We start from the raw sequence: 15425 nt of genomic DNA on the forward strand, positions 1-15425 counted from the left end.
TTGCTGATGGTTGGCGCTCTTCGTTCGTCTGTAGCAGTGACTTTCGCCGCCTGTGTAAGGAATAGCTATGATCGATTTTCGCTCAGATACCGTTACGCGGCCTTGCTCAGCCATGCGCAAAGCCATGGCAGAGGCCGAAGTGGGTGACGATGTTTTTGGCGATGATCCAACGGTAAATGCCCTAGAGGTTTGGGCGGCAGAGCGGCATGGGTTTGAGGCGGCGCTATTCACCTGCTCGGGCACCCAGGCTAATTTGCTGGGCATCTTGAGCCATTGCGAGCGGGGCGACGAGTATGTGTGCGGCCAGGAGGCGCACAACTACCGATATGAAGCCGGTGGTGCTGCGGTGCTTGGCTCGGTACAGCCGCAGCCGATTGAAAACCTACCAGACGGAACCTTGCCGCTGGACAAGCTTGCAAAAGCGATCAAGCCGGACGATAGCCACTTTGCACGTACTCGGCTAATCAGTCTCGAAAATACTATCGGTGGCAAAGTACTGCCCATGGATTATGTTGCCGCGGTGCGCGCGCTGGCTGACCAGCGAGGGATGCTATTGCACCTGGACGGCGCGCGCGCCTATAACGCCGCTGTGGCTCTGGGCGTGGATATTGCCGTCTTGGCTGCACCCTTCGACTCCATGACTGTGTGTCTTTCTAAGGGGCTGGGTGCGCCGGTTGGGTCGCTGTTAATGGGCAGTCGCGATTACATAGCCAAGGCTCGGCGATTGCGCAAAATGGTGGGCGGTGGCATGCGTCAGGCGGGCGTGCTGGCGGCAGCGGGGCACTACGCCCTGGAGCACAACGTAGCGCGTCTTGCGGAAGATCACGCTAATGCCCGCTACCTGGCCGAGCGGCTGCAGCAATTGCCCGGACTGGACACCGCCGCTTATCCAGTGCAGACGAATATTGTGTTCATGGACGTGGCCGACTCCTTGGATATGGCGGCTATTGCGGTTGCGCTAAACGAGCAGGGGATATTGATACTGCCCGGCTATCAGGGCATGCGACTGGTGACCCACAAGGACGTGGGCCGCGCCGATGTCGATCGCTTAATTACTGCTCTTTCGTCACTGTTGCTCAAGCAATGAATCCTGGTTGCTGGGCAGCCGAATTTTAAAGCGGCTGCCCTGGCCTGGCGTGGAGGTGACGTCGATGGTGCCGCCGTGGTGCTCGGTGATAATAAAGTAGGATACCGACAAGCCGAGGCCGGTGCCTTGACCTACATCCTTGGTGGTGAAAAAGGGCTCGAAGATATGACGGCGAATGGATTCCTGAATGCCGGGGCCGTTATCCGCCACTACAATGCACAGCCAATCGCTTTCCATGTGCGCGCTCAGGGTGATGGTGGGATTGAGCGGCACACCGTATTCACTGTGGTTTAGCGCCTGAAATGCATTGCGCAACAAATTCAAAATGACCTGTTGTATTTCAATGGCCGAGCAGCTCACCGGCGGCAAATTGTCGGCGTACTGTTTGATAATCATTGGCGGCTCGGTTTCTTCGCCTGTGTCTAGCTGCATGCTGTGAATGGCAAGGTCGAGGGAGTTGTCGAGTAGCTGAGGAATGTGCGTGGGCGCGTGATCGCGGTGTTGATTGCGGGAAAACTCCAACATGTTGCTAACGATACGCGCCGAGCGCTCACCGGCTTCGCGAATGTGGTGTAAAAATTTTGGGATTTCGCGGCTGTGCCAATAGCGCAGCAGTGCATCCAGATCTACGTTCAGTGCGCTGGCCTGGTCGCGATTCATGGCCAGATTAACATCCATGCGGCGGCAGATGTTTTGAACGTTGTTTAAAATGGCTGCCAGCGGGTTGTTGATTTCGTGCGCCATCCCCGCGGCCAGCTCGCCTAGCGACAGCATCTTCTCATTTTGAATCATCATGGTTTCCACGCGCACGCGCAGGGTGACATCGTCAATGCGAATGACGGCGCCGCCAAGTTCCAGTGCCATAAGTGGGTAAACAGTGATATCTGAATAGCGGCAATTACTGCCGCTGCCTTGTTGTATGTTTTCCAGCGTTTGCGGCACTTGGCTGTCGATTGCCATTTCAATGGTGTCAGTATTGATGGCAAGTTCTGGGTAAATTTCATCAATGGGACGCCCCAGGGCATTGGCGGAACTAATGCCGATTAACCGCTCGGCCGCCGCATTCCACAAGGTGACTAGCCCCTGGCGGCTGACGCCAATCAGTACCGAGGGCATGGAATTGATAATGGAGTGCAAGTAGTCTTGGGTTTCGCGCAGTAATTCCTCGGCAATTTCGTGCCGTGCGAGCGCATCTGAAAGTTGGTTGTTGGTATTGCGCAGCGATTCTGTGCGCTCTTCTATGCGCGCCTCCAAGCCCGCCTTGGCGGCCTCCAGATTGTTGCGTGCGCGCTTGTATTTAATGCGACTTTTTTGCAGCAGGGCAATCATCAGGGCCTGCAGGACGGAAAGGGAAAGTAAAATCCAAAAGCCGAGCGGTGTACTGTCTGGCGGGGAGGCCTGGGCCGCCGCAGGTACAGCCAGCAGCGCTGTGCAGAATCCGAGTGTGCGAGGGGCTGACAGGTGGTGCCGTGGCATAGCAATTAGGGCCCGGTTAGCGGAAAGGCCACATTGTAGCGATTTTTCTGGAGGCTGACAGTTGGTTAATACTTGGCCAAAAATCGCATTAAAATCAATTTGTTAGGTTTTTTTAGCAAAGTGATTGACACGCCCAGTTAAAACAGTAGAATGCGCGGCTCTGAACAACGGGTGGTTAGCTCAGTTGGTAGAGCGGCGCCCTTACAAGGCGTAGGTCACAGGTTCGACCCCTGTACCACCCACCATATTTGGTAGTGTTTAACACGTGTTAGGCACACCGACCCGGTTTAGCGGACCGGTAGTTCAGTTGGTTAGAATGCCGGCCTGTCACGCCGGAGGTCGCGGGTTCGAGTCCCGTCCGGTCCGCCACTAAATAAAACAGCCTCGACTTCGGTCGGGGCTTTTTTATGCCTGCGCAATAGAAGTTGGCCCGCCGCTCCAGCTGCAAGTGGGTAGTTTGCGAGGCCGCCCCCGTAAGATTGCCCTGCGACGCCTTTGTATCACCTATCAATCAGTTATGACTAGTCACTTGCTAATTGCGTAATTGCATACAAATGATACGTGTGGTGTGTCGCGCCGCGGTTATTGCGGTCTGCACTTGTCATGGCGTTGTCACGTGGAGGGACTAAGCTGTATTCAGATTCTTTAGAGCAAGGAGCATAAAAATGCAGGACTATGTAGAAGAACTCTTGGAGTTGGCCTCGGATGATGAGGTTGAAGATAGCTGGGTGACCGAGTCAATCGACATGTAGCCCGTCTCGTCAGTGGCCGATCGGTCATCAATCTGGCGAATCCGTCACACCCTGTCCCGCCGTTGTCGATCATACTTACAGCCTCTATAGTTGTTCAGAACATTTGCCGCTGCTATTACGGCGGGCGGCCGGGCTGTATAGCCTGCACGGGAACCCTGTTATGCCGTTTGACGCTAACGAATTGGCTGAAGCCATCTATGTCTTTGAAGGTAATCGCATCGTTCGGGAGATGCTCTATCCCGAGTTCGAGGCCATCTTAGACGGTTATGTCCCTATTCCCGAGTTTGCGAGCAGGCAAATTCGCGCAGTGTATGTGCGTATCAATAGTCATTTCTTTGTTAAATCTGCGGTTTTTTTTCTGATCGAGTTTGATACCGAAGGGTTTCCCGATCGCCGCTGGAATATTCCCTTGGCCCAACTAGCCGATTCGGGTACCAGTGGGCCGGATCTCGGCTCGGGCGCTATTCGTTTAGCCTGTGCCTCGCAATGCCCCATTGAATGGCATCAGCCGCGCCTGTGGGACCCGAGTGTGGCCACGGGCAAAAACAACTTTGCGCTGCTAAAGAAATATGTGAAGGCCAATAAGCTGGGCCTAATTTGGAAGCGTAGCGCCGATGTTGCTGCTCCGCCGCCGGCCACTGGCGTTGACACCGCCTCGGCTCGAGCGCTGAAAGCGAAATTTGAATCTGAAGCGCGCACCCATATGGCGCAGCTGTTGAAAGAGCAGCGCTTTAAAATGAGTGTGCAGCGCAACCAATTTCAACAACAGGTAGACGCGCTAAAGCAAGAGCACCAAGGGCGCTTGGCGCGCTATCAGGAGGCGCTGGTGGAGCGAGATGCGGCACTCGCGGAATTGCAGCAGATCAACGAGCAGCTCAAAGAAAAAATGGATGCCCAGGTCAGTAAGATGGCCGGTATCCGCGAGTACTTTGAGCATAAGCTCAAGTCCGCTCAGGCGGGTGAGCAAGAGAGCGTTCACTCGCTGCGCCAGCAGTATGAAATGGAGCTGCAGCTGAAGCTCGAAACCGCCACGGCCGATTTGGAAGATATGATTCAGATGCGCGATATGGAATTACTTTATCGCAATGAGCAAGAGGCGAGTCTGAATGAAGAGATTGCGCGCTTGCGGGCCGAAGTGCAAAGTCTAATGAGCAACAGCGGCGACGAAATTTTGCAGCGGCTGCAAGAGCACGGTATTAATTTCGTGGCGTATCAGCCTGGCGCCGGTCACATTACCATTCCCGTGGCAGAGCTGACCCAGTACACCGAGAACCCACAAGACTACGCGGCCAAAAAGTGTGGTCTAACGCCCAATCAGTACCGTACTTGGTTAAATCATTATCAAAATCCCAGTTGCTGCGCGTTAAAGGCCGACGGCAGTGTGTGTGGTGCGCACATTGAGCGGGTACATAATCCCAACGATTTCCACCCGGGTGAAAATGATCGGTGTGCGGAACATCGGGCGCCCGTGTCTCAAACCTTTGCCATTATGTCGTGATTACCGCGCAGCATCTTTCTTCGAGCAACCAGCTGCCCGCGCTGACGCAGATCGCCGCTGCGGTGCCCATTGAGCCATTGCCTTGGCAGGCGCTAGCTTCGTTGGGAATTCAATGCTGGCTGAGGCGCGATGATTGCCTACCGGCCTGGGGGCAGGGCAATAAATTCTACAAATTGTATTTTAATTTGCAGGCGGCGCCGGAATCGGCTGTGCTGATCAGTTTTGGTGGTGCTTTCTCGAATCATATTCATGCTCTGGCGTTGGCCGGACAGCATCTGGGGCGCAGTACCGTAGGCATTATCCGCGGCGAGCGTCCCGCGCGCATGAGCCCTACGCTGGTGGACGCCGAGCGCGCCGGCATGCGGCTGCACTTCGTGTCGCGTAAACAGTATCGGGCCTTTACGCAGGTGACGCCCGATGCCCCCTGGCGTCGAGCTATTGCCGAGTGGGCAGGTGAGCCAAATGCCTGGGTGATTCCCGAGGGGGGCAACAATGCGCTGGGCATACAGGGCTGCCGTGTACTGGGTCAAACCCTGGCGCCCTTTGTGGCACGGCAAGGTGTGGCGGAAGTGTTGTTGGCGACGGGCACCGGTGCCACGCTCGCTGGAGTCGCCCAGGGCTTGGCGAGTGCCTGCCCGGCGGGCGAGAAACCTGGCGAGGTCACTGGTGTTTCGGTTTTGGGGGCGCCCAAGCCCGGCGACACTCCCTTGTATCGGCAGGTAGCTCAGGCCATAGGGCCGCAGGGTGCAGGTAATTGGTCGCTGCTTGAGGGCCTAGACAATGGCAGATATGGGCGCGCCAATAGGGCATTACTGGCTTTTATGGCGGACTTTCAGCAGGAAAATGGGGTGGCCTTAGATCAGGTGTATACTGGTAAATTGTTTTGGACGGTGGCCAATCTGGCTCGCCAGGGGCGCTGGCCAGCCGGCACACAGTTGTTATTGCTGCACACGGGTGGTTTACAAGGCTTGCGTGGCTTAGATTTTTGAGTGGAACGACGGATGGACTTGGCATTGGCAAGTAATGAAACGGGCTTGGACTTTGGATGGGTGCGCACACTGGTTCCTCTAAAGGCCATGGGTGATGCACATTTGCAGGAGCTGCTGCAGCATTGTCCCGAGCAAATGGTGTTTAAAGGTCAGCCGCTGTTTGAGGCCGGCAGTTACGACCGCCAGCATATCTATTTGCTACACGGCGACGTGGAGTTTACCCACCCAGACGGTGTAACCGAGGTGGTTAAAGGGCGCAGCAGTTTATTTCCTTTGGCGCCCCTGCAGCCCAGGCCTTGTACGGCGACGGCACTCACAGACTGCAGTGTACTGCGTATCAATAGCGACCAGCTCGATAAGTTGCTGACCTGGAGTCAGGTGGCGGAATATTTGAAAATTGATACCGCCTACCAGCCCGAGCTGGATGAAGATGTGGATTGGATGCTGACCATTTTAAAATCTAATCTATTTTTTAAGGTGCCCCCCACCAACATTGGCGATTTATTTCAGCGATTAACGCCGCGAATCGTGGAGCAGGGAGAGGTTATTCTGCGCCAGGGAGAGGTGGGCGATGGTTGCTATTTTATTAAAGAAGGGCGCGCAGAGGTTTTGCGTTCGCACGACGGTGTGAGCAAGCCACAGCACTTGGCCGACCTCGATGCCGGTTGGTGTTTTGGCGAAGATGCACTGGTGAATGAAACGGTACGCAATGCAACGGTGCGCATGATTACCGATGGCGTGCTTATGGTGATGGACAAGCAGGATTTTATTCGTTTGCTGAAAGAGCCAAAGGTGAATCAGCTGCCTTTGTCCGCGTTGCCAACGGTGCGCGAACAGGCGGTGCTAATTGATGTGCGCACCGAGGATGAGTACGCCATCGGGCATCTGGATACGGCGGTAAATATCCCTGTGAGCCTGCTTCGATTAAAAACCCGCATGCTGGATAAGGATCAGGAGTACATCCTCTACTGCGATACCGGGCGGCGTTCCAATGCGGCGACCTACCTGCTGCAAAAATTAGGGTATAAGGTGAGCTACTTGCAGCGCGGCGTTAATCAAGATGTCGCGTTGCGCAAGCAGCTATTGCAAGCCGGCCGAGACTACTTGTTGCGCGGCGGTAAATCTCAGCGGGTAGATGCGTGAGGCCAGTTGTCGGCCACTAGCATAAAGCGTTGTGTTTCACGCCAGCATTGTGCGGATGACGTGACGGCAGCCACCAGCAGTGGTTGCGGTTTGGGGTTGTTGGCCTGGGCTTGCATGCAGGCCAGCAGCGCGCGTCTGTCTAGATGAATAGGTTGGTGAAGCCGCAACCCTGCCCATTGGTTAATGGTGTCTGCGGCGAGGCAGGCGTACTGAGCCACGTTAGCTTGGGCCAGCCAATAGAGCTTGGGTAAAATCAACCAGTTTTCAGACCTATCGAGTAATTCCTTCGCCTCGCTGTGATGCAGCCAATGGCCTTGCAGGTGTGCGCCATTAATTTGCCCGTGTAGGTGAGCATCTGGATGTTGACCGAACGGGTGAAATAACCAGCCTTGCATAATCAACTGACTACGCCAGCCGGTATCCACTCGGCGAGGCAACTTGGCGGCGACTAACCACTGGTCAATTTCCGCTTGGGCACAGGGGTGCTGGGCCAAGGTGAGTTGATGGTTTTTTAATCGGTCGAGCTTTAAGTCGAGCCGATCGATCGCATTGGGTCCAAACCAGTGATTGAGCTGGCTGCCGTCGCCGTGGCGAAGGTAAAATTTAACCGCCAGCTCCGTGTGTTGGTAACAGTGCGTGAGTGGGTCCAGGTGCAGTAAATCCAGCGCTCCCAGGGTTTGCCCGCCCTGGCTAATTTGGCGGTCGGCGGCCACTAGCGGCCAATGGGCTAGGTCGCTAAAGAGTACTTGCCACAATTGTTCATAATAGTGGCCGAGCCGGTTAACGGAGGGCAGCCGTTGGCGCAGCGTCTGCACCGCTTGGGCTAGCTGAGGGGCTTCGGCATTTAACTGCGGTGCGGGTGTATCGGCCAGCAGGGACGGCGCATTCAAACACCACTGAAAATCGCGCAGAAACTGTGATTCTGGCAATCCGTGGCTGCCGTGCCTGCCGGTGGTGGTTATCTGTGTACGCATTGGCCCTGCCAATTTAACCCTCAGACGTTATACTGTCGGGCCCTTGTAGCAGAGTGTCAACACCATGGCAGAGTTTTCCACGGTTGGTCTTATTGGCCGGCTGGGCGGCGATCGGGCGGCCTACACCTTAAAGCGCCTGATTAAATTTTTGGAACGCGAAAACAAGCATGTCTTGTTAGATGACACTCTGACCCGCGATTTTCCGAGCCATGCCTGTGAGGTGGCTAACCGCGAACAATTGGGCCAGCGTTGCGACCTGGTGATTGTCGTGGGGGGCGACGGCAGCTTGTTGGGTGCAGCGCGCTCTCTGGCAAAGCACAAGGTGCCCTTGCTCGGCGTCAATCGCGGGCGCCTAGGTTTTTTGACCGATATCTCACCCGATGAAATCGAAGAAAAAACGGCGGAAGTATTGGCCGGCAAATTTATGATGGAGTCGCGTTTTTTACTGGATATGGCCGTGACCCGCAATGGCAAAGCCGTGGGCCAGGGCGATGCTCTCAACGATGTGGTGCTGCATCCCGGTCAGTTTATTCGCATGATTGAATTCGAGCTGTATATCGACGGTCAATTTGTATACAGCCAGCGATCCGACGGCCTTATTATTTCTACGCCCACTGGGTCTACGGCCTATGCCCTGAGCGGTGGCGGACCCATTATGCACCCGCGTCTGGAGGCTATTGTATTGGTACCCATGAACCCCCATACCCTTTCTAGCAGGCCGATAGTGGTAGATGGCAATAGCGAAATCAAAATTCTGGTGGGCGATCACAATACCACGTCACCCCATGTGACCTGCGACGGCCAGACCCATGTGGTGGCCGAGCCTGGCGATGAGATTCACGTACACAAAAAGCCCCATCGGCTGCAGTTGATTCACCCGTTGAATCATAATTTTTACGAAACTTGCCGCACCAAATTGGGGTGGGGCAGTCACTTGGTTGATTGAGGCGGTAATCGAGGCTAGCGACGATGTCCTACGCAGGCTACGACATAATCGGCGATGTGCACGGGTGCGCAAATGCGCTGGCGCGACTGCTGGATAAGCTGGGATATGCTTCGGTCAATGGGGTATTTCAGCACCCCTCGCGACAGGCCATTTTTGCGGGCGATATCGTCGATCGCGGCCCTAATATTCGCGAGGCCCTGTCTATCGCCAAAGCCATGTGTGATGCCGGTAGCGCACAAATGGTCATGGGTAACCACGAGTTTGATGCCATTGCCTACCATACGCCGGCACCGGCGGGTAGCGAGCGTCGTTTTTTGCGCGACCACACAGACCGCCACAACCGCCTGATAGAAGCTACCCTTTCACAGTTTTCAAATTACCCCGAAGAGTGGCAGGCCTATCTAACCTGGTTTAAATCGCTGCCGTTGTTTTTGGAATTTCCACATTTCAGAGTGGTACACGCCTGCTGGGATCAGGCGCTAATCAATGAACTTAAACAGCGCTATCCGGCTAATCAAATTGACGAAGACTTCCTTCGAGCGACGGCGGATGAAAATTCTTTTGAATGGCAGTGTATCAATCGACTCACCCGTGGCCGCGATCTGCCGCTCCCAAAAGGGGCAGCAATGCGTAGCGCCGAAGGGTTTGAGCGCAGATCCTTCCGCACGCGCTTTTGGGGGCGTAAGCCAAAGACCTATGGCGATTTAGCTTTTCAGCCCGATCCACTGCCAGAGGCCATTGCTAGCCAACCATTGGGGGTCGAAGATCAGATGAGTTTAAAGCGGTACGGCAAAAATGAAGTGCCATTATTTATCGGTCACTATTGGTTGAGCGGTCGCCCCAAACCCATTGCAGATAATTTGGCGTGTCTGGATTACAGCGCGGTGAAGTACGGCCGGTTAGTAGCTTACTCAATGGATGATGAAACACAACTCAGCCCGGAGAAGTTTACCTGGGTGCACGTGGACACTCCCTGACTGTGACTATGCAATGGTTTTGCGCAGAGCGACTTCCGCTAACAGTGGATCTGGCGCCGTTGGTGAACTACCTGCGACAACAAAATGTTCCCTGCTGGGTGAGTGAAGAGGGCGGCCAGCAAGTTATCTGGTTGCAGTCTGAAACACACCGGCCGCTATTGACCGAGGCGCTAGCTGCTCTAAAGGCGCATGGCTTGCCCACCGAGGCGGCGTCGACGAGCGCGAAGAGTACAGGTGGCTGGCCGCTAGAGAGGTGTCCAATCACACTCGGGCTGTTATTGGTGAGCTTGGCCGGTGCGCTTTTGGTGTATTTAGATAACAGTTTGCAGTGGGTTCGCTGGTTGACATTCACCGACCTGGTACTGCGTGGGCAAGCGGTGTTTTTTTACGATTTATCTACCGCCTTAGCGCAGGGGCAGTGGTGGCGTCTGCTGTCGCCCATGGTGTTACATTTTGGGCTGTTTCACATCTTATTTAACAGCTTGTGGGTTTGGGAGCTTGGCCGGCGCGTAGAGACCCGCCGTTCTGGTTTACTGTTAATTTTGCTAAGCCTGTTTACAAGCTTGGCGGCCAACTTGCTGCAATATTTTATGAGCGGCCCCTCACTTTTTGGTGGCATGTCCGGCGTCCTCTATGGCTACGTGGGCTACATCTGGATCTGGCAGCGATTGTGGCCAGCCCGGGGATTTGCACTGCCCGGCGGCATTATCGGTTTTATGCTGTTTTGGTTAGTGTTGTGTTTTTCCGGCGTCGTCGATGGCTTTATTGAAGGCCAGGTGGCCAATGGTGCCCATTTGGGTGGTTTGTTAGGTGGCGTTGTGTTCGGGCTATTTGAAATGCTTAAACAAAAATTGATTGCGCCAACGTTTAAAAGGTAACTGTGTGAATTATCAGCAACTATTAGATTCCCTTACGCCCGAGGTTTACCAAAACCTAAAGCGTGCAATTGAGCTGGGCAAGTGGCCCGACGGCAAGCTGCTGACCCAGTCGCAGCGAGAAACCTGTATGCAGGCCATTATTGCCTACGAGCACAAACACCTGCCACCAGAGCAACACACGGGTTATATACCACCCAAGCCGCATCAGCATTGTGGTAGTGACGGGCAGGATGACGAAGAAGAAAAACCGGTTACCTGGAAACACTGATGCCAGACTTTGAAGGACAGCTCCATAAGATGCGGGCACAGCTGCCCGAGCAAGTCGGCGAGGCGGTTCGCTATCAGCTGGTGCTGGGAAAGCAATCAATCCCCCTAGAGGCAATGCTCGGTACAAAAGTGCGCCTGCAGTTTTCCGGCGACATAAGTTGTATTCATTGTGGCAGGAAGACGAAAAAGAGTTTTAGTCAGGGCTATTGTTATCCGTGTTTTCAGAAATTAGCGCAGTGCGATCGTTGCATTATGAGTCCGGAACTCTGCCATTTTGATGCAGGCACCTGCCGAGAACCCGACTGGGCAGAAACCCACTGCATGACGGATCACATTGTTTATCTTGCAAACTCCTCCGGCCTAAAGGTAGGGATCACTCGCGCCTCGCAGGCGCCCACACGCTGGATTGATCAGGGGGCGGTGGCCGCCGTGCCTTTTGCGCGCGTGGCGACCCGCAAGCTGGCAGGGTTGCTGGAATCCTCAATGAAAATCTACTTGGCCGATAAAACCAATTGGCGCCTGATGTTAAAAAATGCCCAGCCAGACATCGATATGGCCGCTCAAGCCGCGGTTGCTTACGAACAGGCCGCAGAGGACGTTCAATTCTTACAGGGCGAGTACGGATTGCGTGCTGTGCAAACCCTAGAGTCCGCAGAAGTAACACACATTCAATACCCGGTGCTCAAATATCCCACCAAATTAGTTTCTTTAAATGCTGAAAAAACGCCCGCGATAGAGGGCGTCCTAGAGGGTATAAGGGGTCAGTATTGGTTGCTGGATACCGGTGTTATCAATTTACGAAAGTACACCGGTTATCAGGTGTGCTTTAGCTACTAGGATCGCATTCATGAATCAAAGTGTTCAGCCCCAAGCCATTTATCTTGCTGACTATACAGAGCCCACGCATTGGATTGATGAGACACATTTACATGTTGCTATTTTTCCCAATGAAACGCGGGTCACTGCGCGCCTGAAAATTCGCCCAAACCCCAACAACCCGGCCGATGCGCTACGACTGCACGGTGAGGGACTGAAAACTTTAACGGTGTGTTGGAACGATCAGCCCTTGGCTGAGGGCGATTTTCGGGAAGATGGCGAGGGCCTGACAGTTTACAGGGCAACAGAAACGGGCTGGTTGACGACCGAAGTGCGTATTTGTCCAGAGCAAAACACGGCGCTCGAGGGCTTGTACCGCTCGCGCACTATGTATTGCACGCAGTGTGAGGCGGAAGGCTTTCGAAAAATTACTTGGTATCTGGATCGCCCGGATGTTATGAGTGTGTTCACGACCAGAATAGAGGCTGATAGACGTATCTGTCCGGTACTTTTATCGAACGGGAATTTAGTGGAGTCGGGCGAGCTGCCGGAGGGGCGGCATTTTGCCTTGTGGCACGACCCTTTTAGAAAACCCAGTTATCTGTTTGCGTTAGTGGCCGGCGACTTGGCTTGTGTGAAAGACCAATTGACCACTGTGTCGGGTCGACAGGTTACCATTGAAGTTTATGTGGAACCGAAGGACCTGGATAAGTGTGACCACGCTATCGATTCACTGAAGCGCGCAATGCGTTGGGACGAGCAGGTATACGGGCGCGAATACGATCTGGATGTCTATATGATCGTCGCTGTCGATGATTTCAACATGGGGGCCATGGAAAATAAAGGCCTCAATATCTTTAATACCTCCTGCGTGCTAGCCAATCCGGCGACAACCACCGATACCGGCTTTCAGCGCGTAGAGGCGGTTGTGGCCCACGAATATTTCCACAACTGGTCCGGCAATCGCGTTACCTGCCGCGATTGGTTTCAGCTTAGTTTGAAAGAGGGTTTTACTGTCTATCGCGACGCGCAGTTTTCGGCAGATATGAATTCTGCTACGGTTAAGCGTATAGAGGATGTCAATCTGTTGCGCACCGCACAATTTGCCGAAGATGCTGGCCCCTTGGCGCACCCGGTGCGACCGGCTTCTTTTATAGAAATTTCAAATTTCTATACATTGACTGTCTATGAAAAAGGCGCAGAAATCGTGCGTATGTTGGCGAATCTATTGGGCCCTGTACAATTTCGCCAAGCGACAGATTTATATTTCGAGCGCCACGACGGTCAAGCCGTTACCTGCGATGACTTTGTGGCCGCTATGGAGGCGGTCAGCGGGCGCGACCTCACCCAATTTAAACGCTGGTATTCGCAGGCGGGTACACCCAGAGTGGATGTCACATCCCATTACAATGCGGACGCCGAAACTTACACTCTGTCATTCTCGCAAACCTGTCCGCCCACGCCTGAGTCGCAAACCAAGGAGCCCTTTCATGTGCCAATCAGTGTGGCACTGCTTGGAGATGCGGGCTTGCTCCCCCTAAAGCAGAATCATGCCACCGAGGAGGATTTGCCCAACGATAATACCGAGTGCGTTCTGGAACTGACGCAGGCAGAGCAGGTCTTTACCTTTACTGGGGTTAAAGAGCTACCCGTCCCTTCGTTGCTGCGCAATTTTTCTGCTCCGATTATTTTGCGTTATGGCTATTCAGAAGCAGAGCTTTTGCGATTACTTCGTTTTGATACCGATCTATTTAACCGCTGGAGCGCGTCGCAGGAGCTCGGAGTCGCCGCCGTCAGGCAGGCAACTGAGGTCGGCACTGGCTATACAGTGTCTACAGATTGGGTGGCGGCGCTGGCGGACAATCTGGACTCAGATTGCTTGGACCCCGCAGTGGTGGCCTACATGCTAAACCTGCCCTCAGTCAGCTATTTGCACGATCAAATGCCCGAAGTAGATATATTGCGTTTGCACCAAGCTCGCAAAAATGTTGTGTGTCAATTGGCCCAAGGACTGGCATCGCGCTTGCGGCAAAAGGTGTCAGACTACGACATCAGGCAGGCTTACAGCGTGTCAGCCGCCTCGGTGGCCCAGCGTAGCCTGAGCAATACGGCATTGCTATTGCTGGCTGAAGTCGGCGATTCGATGGTGCAAACAGATGCGCTGTTGCGATTTGAGCAGGCCAATAATATGACGGATCAAGTGGCCGGCCTGCGGGCACTACAAAAGTGTCAACCGGAAGAGGTTGTGCGTCAATATTTGGATAATTTCTATCAGCAGTGGTCGCAAGAAGCATTGGTGATTAACCAATGGCTGGCTATTCAGGCCACTCACGATGCGCCGCACACTCTAGAGGCGCTGCAAACCTTGGCTGAAGCGGATTTCTTTAGCTGGACCAACCCCAATAAAGTGCGGTCCTTGGTTGGCGCTTTCGCCAACCAGAATCCCGGCCAGTTCCACCGCGAGGATGGTGCAGGTTACCGCTGGCTTGCGGATGCGGTTATTCGGTTGAATACGGCAAACCCGCAGTTGGCCGCTCGCTTGGTGACGCCGCTCACTCAGTGGCGTAAATTCGGTAAACGCGGCCTGAACATGCGGGCAGAGCTGGCTCGAATCCAAGCGCAGGCGCTGAGTAAGGACCTGTTTGAAGTGGTCCAGAAGGCCCTTGTATAGCCCAGGGGGCCAGGGCGAGGGTGCCCAGGGCCTTGGGCTGTGGTACATTTACAGGCTTGTTTGTGTCGATCAGATCGCCCGGCTGGTGTTGGCTAGGAAGGTAGCATTTAAAGGAGTAGTTCAATGTTTCGTGTTTACGCAGGCTTTTTGACTGCACTGGCAATGTTATTGTCGCAGGCGGCGTGGGCTGAAAAACTGTATAAGATTGTCGATGAACATGGCAACGTCACATTCTCGCAGTATCCGCCCAAGGAAAAATCCGAGAATACCGTGGTTGAGGGCGTTGAGGTAAAAAATGCCGGTGGTATGGAGCGGGTACGCTACGTGGGTAGTCGCGCTTACTGCGGTAATATCCGCCTACCCAATACCAAAAATACCACCACACACCGGTCGACCTACAATACTGCACAATATGTTCAGTCTTCGCTGGAAGACTGGCGCGAAGACCTGTTGCGGCTCGAGCAGCAATCGCAGAATTGGTCGCGCAGTAAACTATCCAGCCGAAATGAAGGCAGAAGTATCTCCGAAAGCGCGGCGCGCAATAGCTATTATCAGCGGCAGCTGGATGACAATACGCGCCGTATGCGCGAATTGCGCTGTGCCATTAACTGGGCCCAAAACGAAAGTGGTGTAAACGAGGGGCGGGTACGTGAAGTCGAACAGGAAAACGAGCGCCTGCAGCAAGTGCACGGTGATTTGGAGGCAAAATTGATAGAGCAGTGCGGACGCGAACCGCTCTTAGACCCAAGCCATCCTCGCAATGCCAAAGACCGCCGTCAATGGAAGGCGTGCTCAAAGCGATTCCGCAAAAAAATGTCGCAAGTGGAAAACGAGCTCTACGGCTATTAATGCTGTGTGGCAGCGCGTGCCGATCGTAGTGATACGAGCGGCACGCGCTGCTTTTGCGCACTTGCCGGTAGCGTCTTGCCAGATATAGTTTTGATTGCTTAG

General features: G+C 54.2%; 13 protein-coding genes and 2 tRNA genes. 13 read left to right on the forward strand and 2 right to left on the reverse strand.

Annotated features, from left to right (window positions below; translation table 11 throughout):
* Positions 1–67: 67 nt before the first annotated feature.
* Positions 68–1087: a low-specificity L-threonine aldolase gene (ltaE, locus tag ACW8F6_RS14525; protein ID WP_491576596.1), complete on the forward strand. Its 1020-nt coding sequence runs from the start codon at positions 68–70 to the stop codon at positions 1085–1087.
* Here the strand turns inward: ltaE and ACW8F6_RS14530 are convergent.
* The gene (locus ACW8F6_RS14530) at positions 1067–2563 is read right to left on the reverse strand and encodes a two-component system sensor histidine kinase NtrB (protein WP_491576597.1); all 1497 of its coding nucleotides are present in this window, start codon (positions 2561–2563) and stop codon (positions 1067–1069) included. The two genes, ltaE and ACW8F6_RS14530, sit on opposite strands and share 21 nt — an antisense overlap.
* A gap of 169 nt (positions 2564–2732) precedes the next feature.
* On the opposite strand from ACW8F6_RS14530, the gene ACW8F6_RS14535 reads away from it, so the two are divergent.
* The 5 genes from ACW8F6_RS14535 to ACW8F6_RS14555 all read left to right on the forward strand — a co-directional run bounded on the left by ACW8F6_RS14535 (position 2733) and on the right by ACW8F6_RS14555 (position 6945).
* Positions 2733–2808: transfer RNA gene (locus ACW8F6_RS14535), tRNA-Val, on the forward strand.
* Between the two features lie 47 nt (positions 2809–2855).
* Positions 2856–2932 (forward strand) — tRNA-Asp (locus tag ACW8F6_RS14540).
* A gap of 543 nt (positions 2933–3475) precedes the next feature.
* Positions 3476–4813: a sodium:proton antiporter gene (locus ACW8F6_RS14545; protein WP_491576598.1), complete on the forward strand. Its 1338-nt coding sequence runs from the start codon at positions 3476–3478 to the stop codon at positions 4811–4813.
* On the forward strand, positions 4810–5802 hold the full coding sequence (locus tag ACW8F6_RS14550) for a 1-aminocyclopropane-1-carboxylate deaminase/D-cysteine desulfhydrase (RefSeq protein ID WP_491576599.1): 993 nt from the start codon (positions 4810–4812) through the stop codon (positions 5800–5802). Before ACW8F6_RS14545 ends, ACW8F6_RS14550 begins: the two co-directional genes overlap by 4 nt.
* A gap of 12 nt (positions 5803–5814) precedes the next feature.
* Complete coding sequence (locus ACW8F6_RS14555) at positions 5815–6945, forward strand: cyclic nucleotide-binding domain-containing protein (RefSeq protein ID WP_491576600.1); 1131 nt, start codon at positions 5815–5817, stop codon at positions 6943–6945.
* Here the strand turns inward: ACW8F6_RS14555 and ACW8F6_RS14560 are convergent.
* Positions 6927–7919 carry a DUF1853 family protein gene (locus ACW8F6_RS14560; RefSeq protein ID WP_491576601.1) on the reverse strand — a complete coding sequence of 331 codons (993 nt, stop codon included), beginning with the start codon at positions 7917–7919 and terminating at the stop codon, positions 6927–6929. The genes ACW8F6_RS14555 and ACW8F6_RS14560 overlap by 19 nt on opposite strands.
* Before the next feature lie 64 nt (positions 7920–7983).
* Here ACW8F6_RS14560 and ACW8F6_RS14565 point away from each other — a divergent pair, with 64 nt between their 5' ends.
* From ACW8F6_RS14565 to ACW8F6_RS14595, 7 genes are all read left to right on the forward strand, one after another.
* Positions 7984–8865: an NAD(+) kinase gene (locus ACW8F6_RS14565; RefSeq protein ID WP_491576602.1), complete on the forward strand. Its 882-nt coding sequence runs from the start codon at positions 7984–7986 to the stop codon at positions 8863–8865.
* A gap of 23 nt (positions 8866–8888) precedes the next feature.
* Positions 8889–9842, forward strand: coding sequence for a metallophosphoesterase (locus ACW8F6_RS14570; RefSeq protein WP_491576603.1), 954 nt, complete (start codon positions 8889–8891; stop codon positions 9840–9842).
* An 8-nt stretch (positions 9843–9850) separates the two neighbouring features.
* Positions 9851–10720, forward strand: a complete 870-nt coding sequence (locus tag ACW8F6_RS14575) for a rhomboid family intramembrane serine protease (RefSeq protein ID WP_491576604.1) — start codon at positions 9851–9853, stop codon at positions 10718–10720.
* Between the two features lie 4 nt (positions 10721–10724).
* Positions 10725–10988, forward strand: a complete 264-nt coding sequence (locus tag ACW8F6_RS14580) for a YeaC family protein (RefSeq protein ID WP_491576605.1) — start codon at positions 10725–10727, stop codon at positions 10986–10988.
* Positions 10988–11824 (forward strand): DUF2797 domain-containing protein, encoded by an 837-nt coding sequence (locus ACW8F6_RS14585; RefSeq protein ID WP_491576606.1) that lies wholly within the window; start codon positions 10988–10990, stop codon positions 11822–11824. The genes ACW8F6_RS14580 and ACW8F6_RS14585 overlap by 1 nt, the downstream gene beginning before the upstream one ends.
* A gap of 10 nt (positions 11825–11834) precedes the next feature.
* Complete coding sequence (pepN, locus tag ACW8F6_RS14590) at positions 11835–14474, forward strand: aminopeptidase N (RefSeq protein WP_491576607.1); 2640 nt, start codon at positions 11835–11837, stop codon at positions 14472–14474.
* A gap of 123 nt (positions 14475–14597) precedes the next feature.
* Positions 14598–15323, forward strand: a complete 726-nt coding sequence (locus tag ACW8F6_RS14595) for a DUF4124 domain-containing protein (RefSeq protein WP_491576608.1) — start codon at positions 14598–14600, stop codon at positions 15321–15323.
* Positions 15324–15425: the final 102 nt, after the last annotated feature.

Source organism: Simiduia sp. (assembly GCF_058345725.1).

Bases quoted from the DNA above. Each gene is read 5' to 3' on its own strand.
- ACW8F6_RS14565 (WP_491576602.1), top strand. From the start codon at position 7,984: ATGGCAGAGTTTTCCACGGTTGGTCTTATTGGCCGGCTGGGCGGCGAT.
- ACW8F6_RS14560 (WP_491576601.1), bottom strand. From the start codon at position 7,919: ATGCGTACACAGATAACCACCACCGGCAGGCACGGCAGCCACGGATTG.
- ACW8F6_RS14555 (WP_491576600.1), top strand. From the start codon at position 5,815: ATGGACTTGGCATTGGCAAGTAATGAAACGGGCTTGGACTTTGGATGG.
- ACW8F6_RS14570 (WP_491576603.1), top strand. From the start codon at position 8,889: ATGTCCTACGCAGGCTACGACATAATCGGCGATGTGCACGGGTGCGCA.
- ACW8F6_RS14530 (WP_491576597.1), bottom strand. From the start codon at position 2,563: ATGCCACGGCACCACCTGTCAGCCCCTCGCACACTCGGATTCTGCACA.
- pepN (WP_491576607.1), top strand. From the start codon at position 11,835: ATGAATCAAAGTGTTCAGCCCCAAGCCATTTATCTTGCTGACTATACA.
- ACW8F6_RS14585 (WP_491576606.1), top strand. From the start codon at position 10,988: ATGCCAGACTTTGAAGGACAGCTCCATAAGATGCGGGCACAGCTGCCC.
- ACW8F6_RS14545 (WP_491576598.1), top strand. From the start codon at position 3,476: ATGCCGTTTGACGCTAACGAATTGGCTGAAGCCATCTATGTCTTTGAA.
- ltaE (WP_491576596.1), top strand. From the start codon at position 68: ATGATCGATTTTCGCTCAGATACCGTTACGCGGCCTTGCTCAGCCATG.
- ACW8F6_RS14595 (WP_491576608.1), top strand. From the start codon at position 14,598: ATGTTTCGTGTTTACGCAGGCTTTTTGACTGCACTGGCAATGTTATTG.
- ACW8F6_RS14575 (WP_491576604.1), top strand. From the start codon at position 9,851: ATGCAATGGTTTTGCGCAGAGCGACTTCCGCTAACAGTGGATCTGGCG.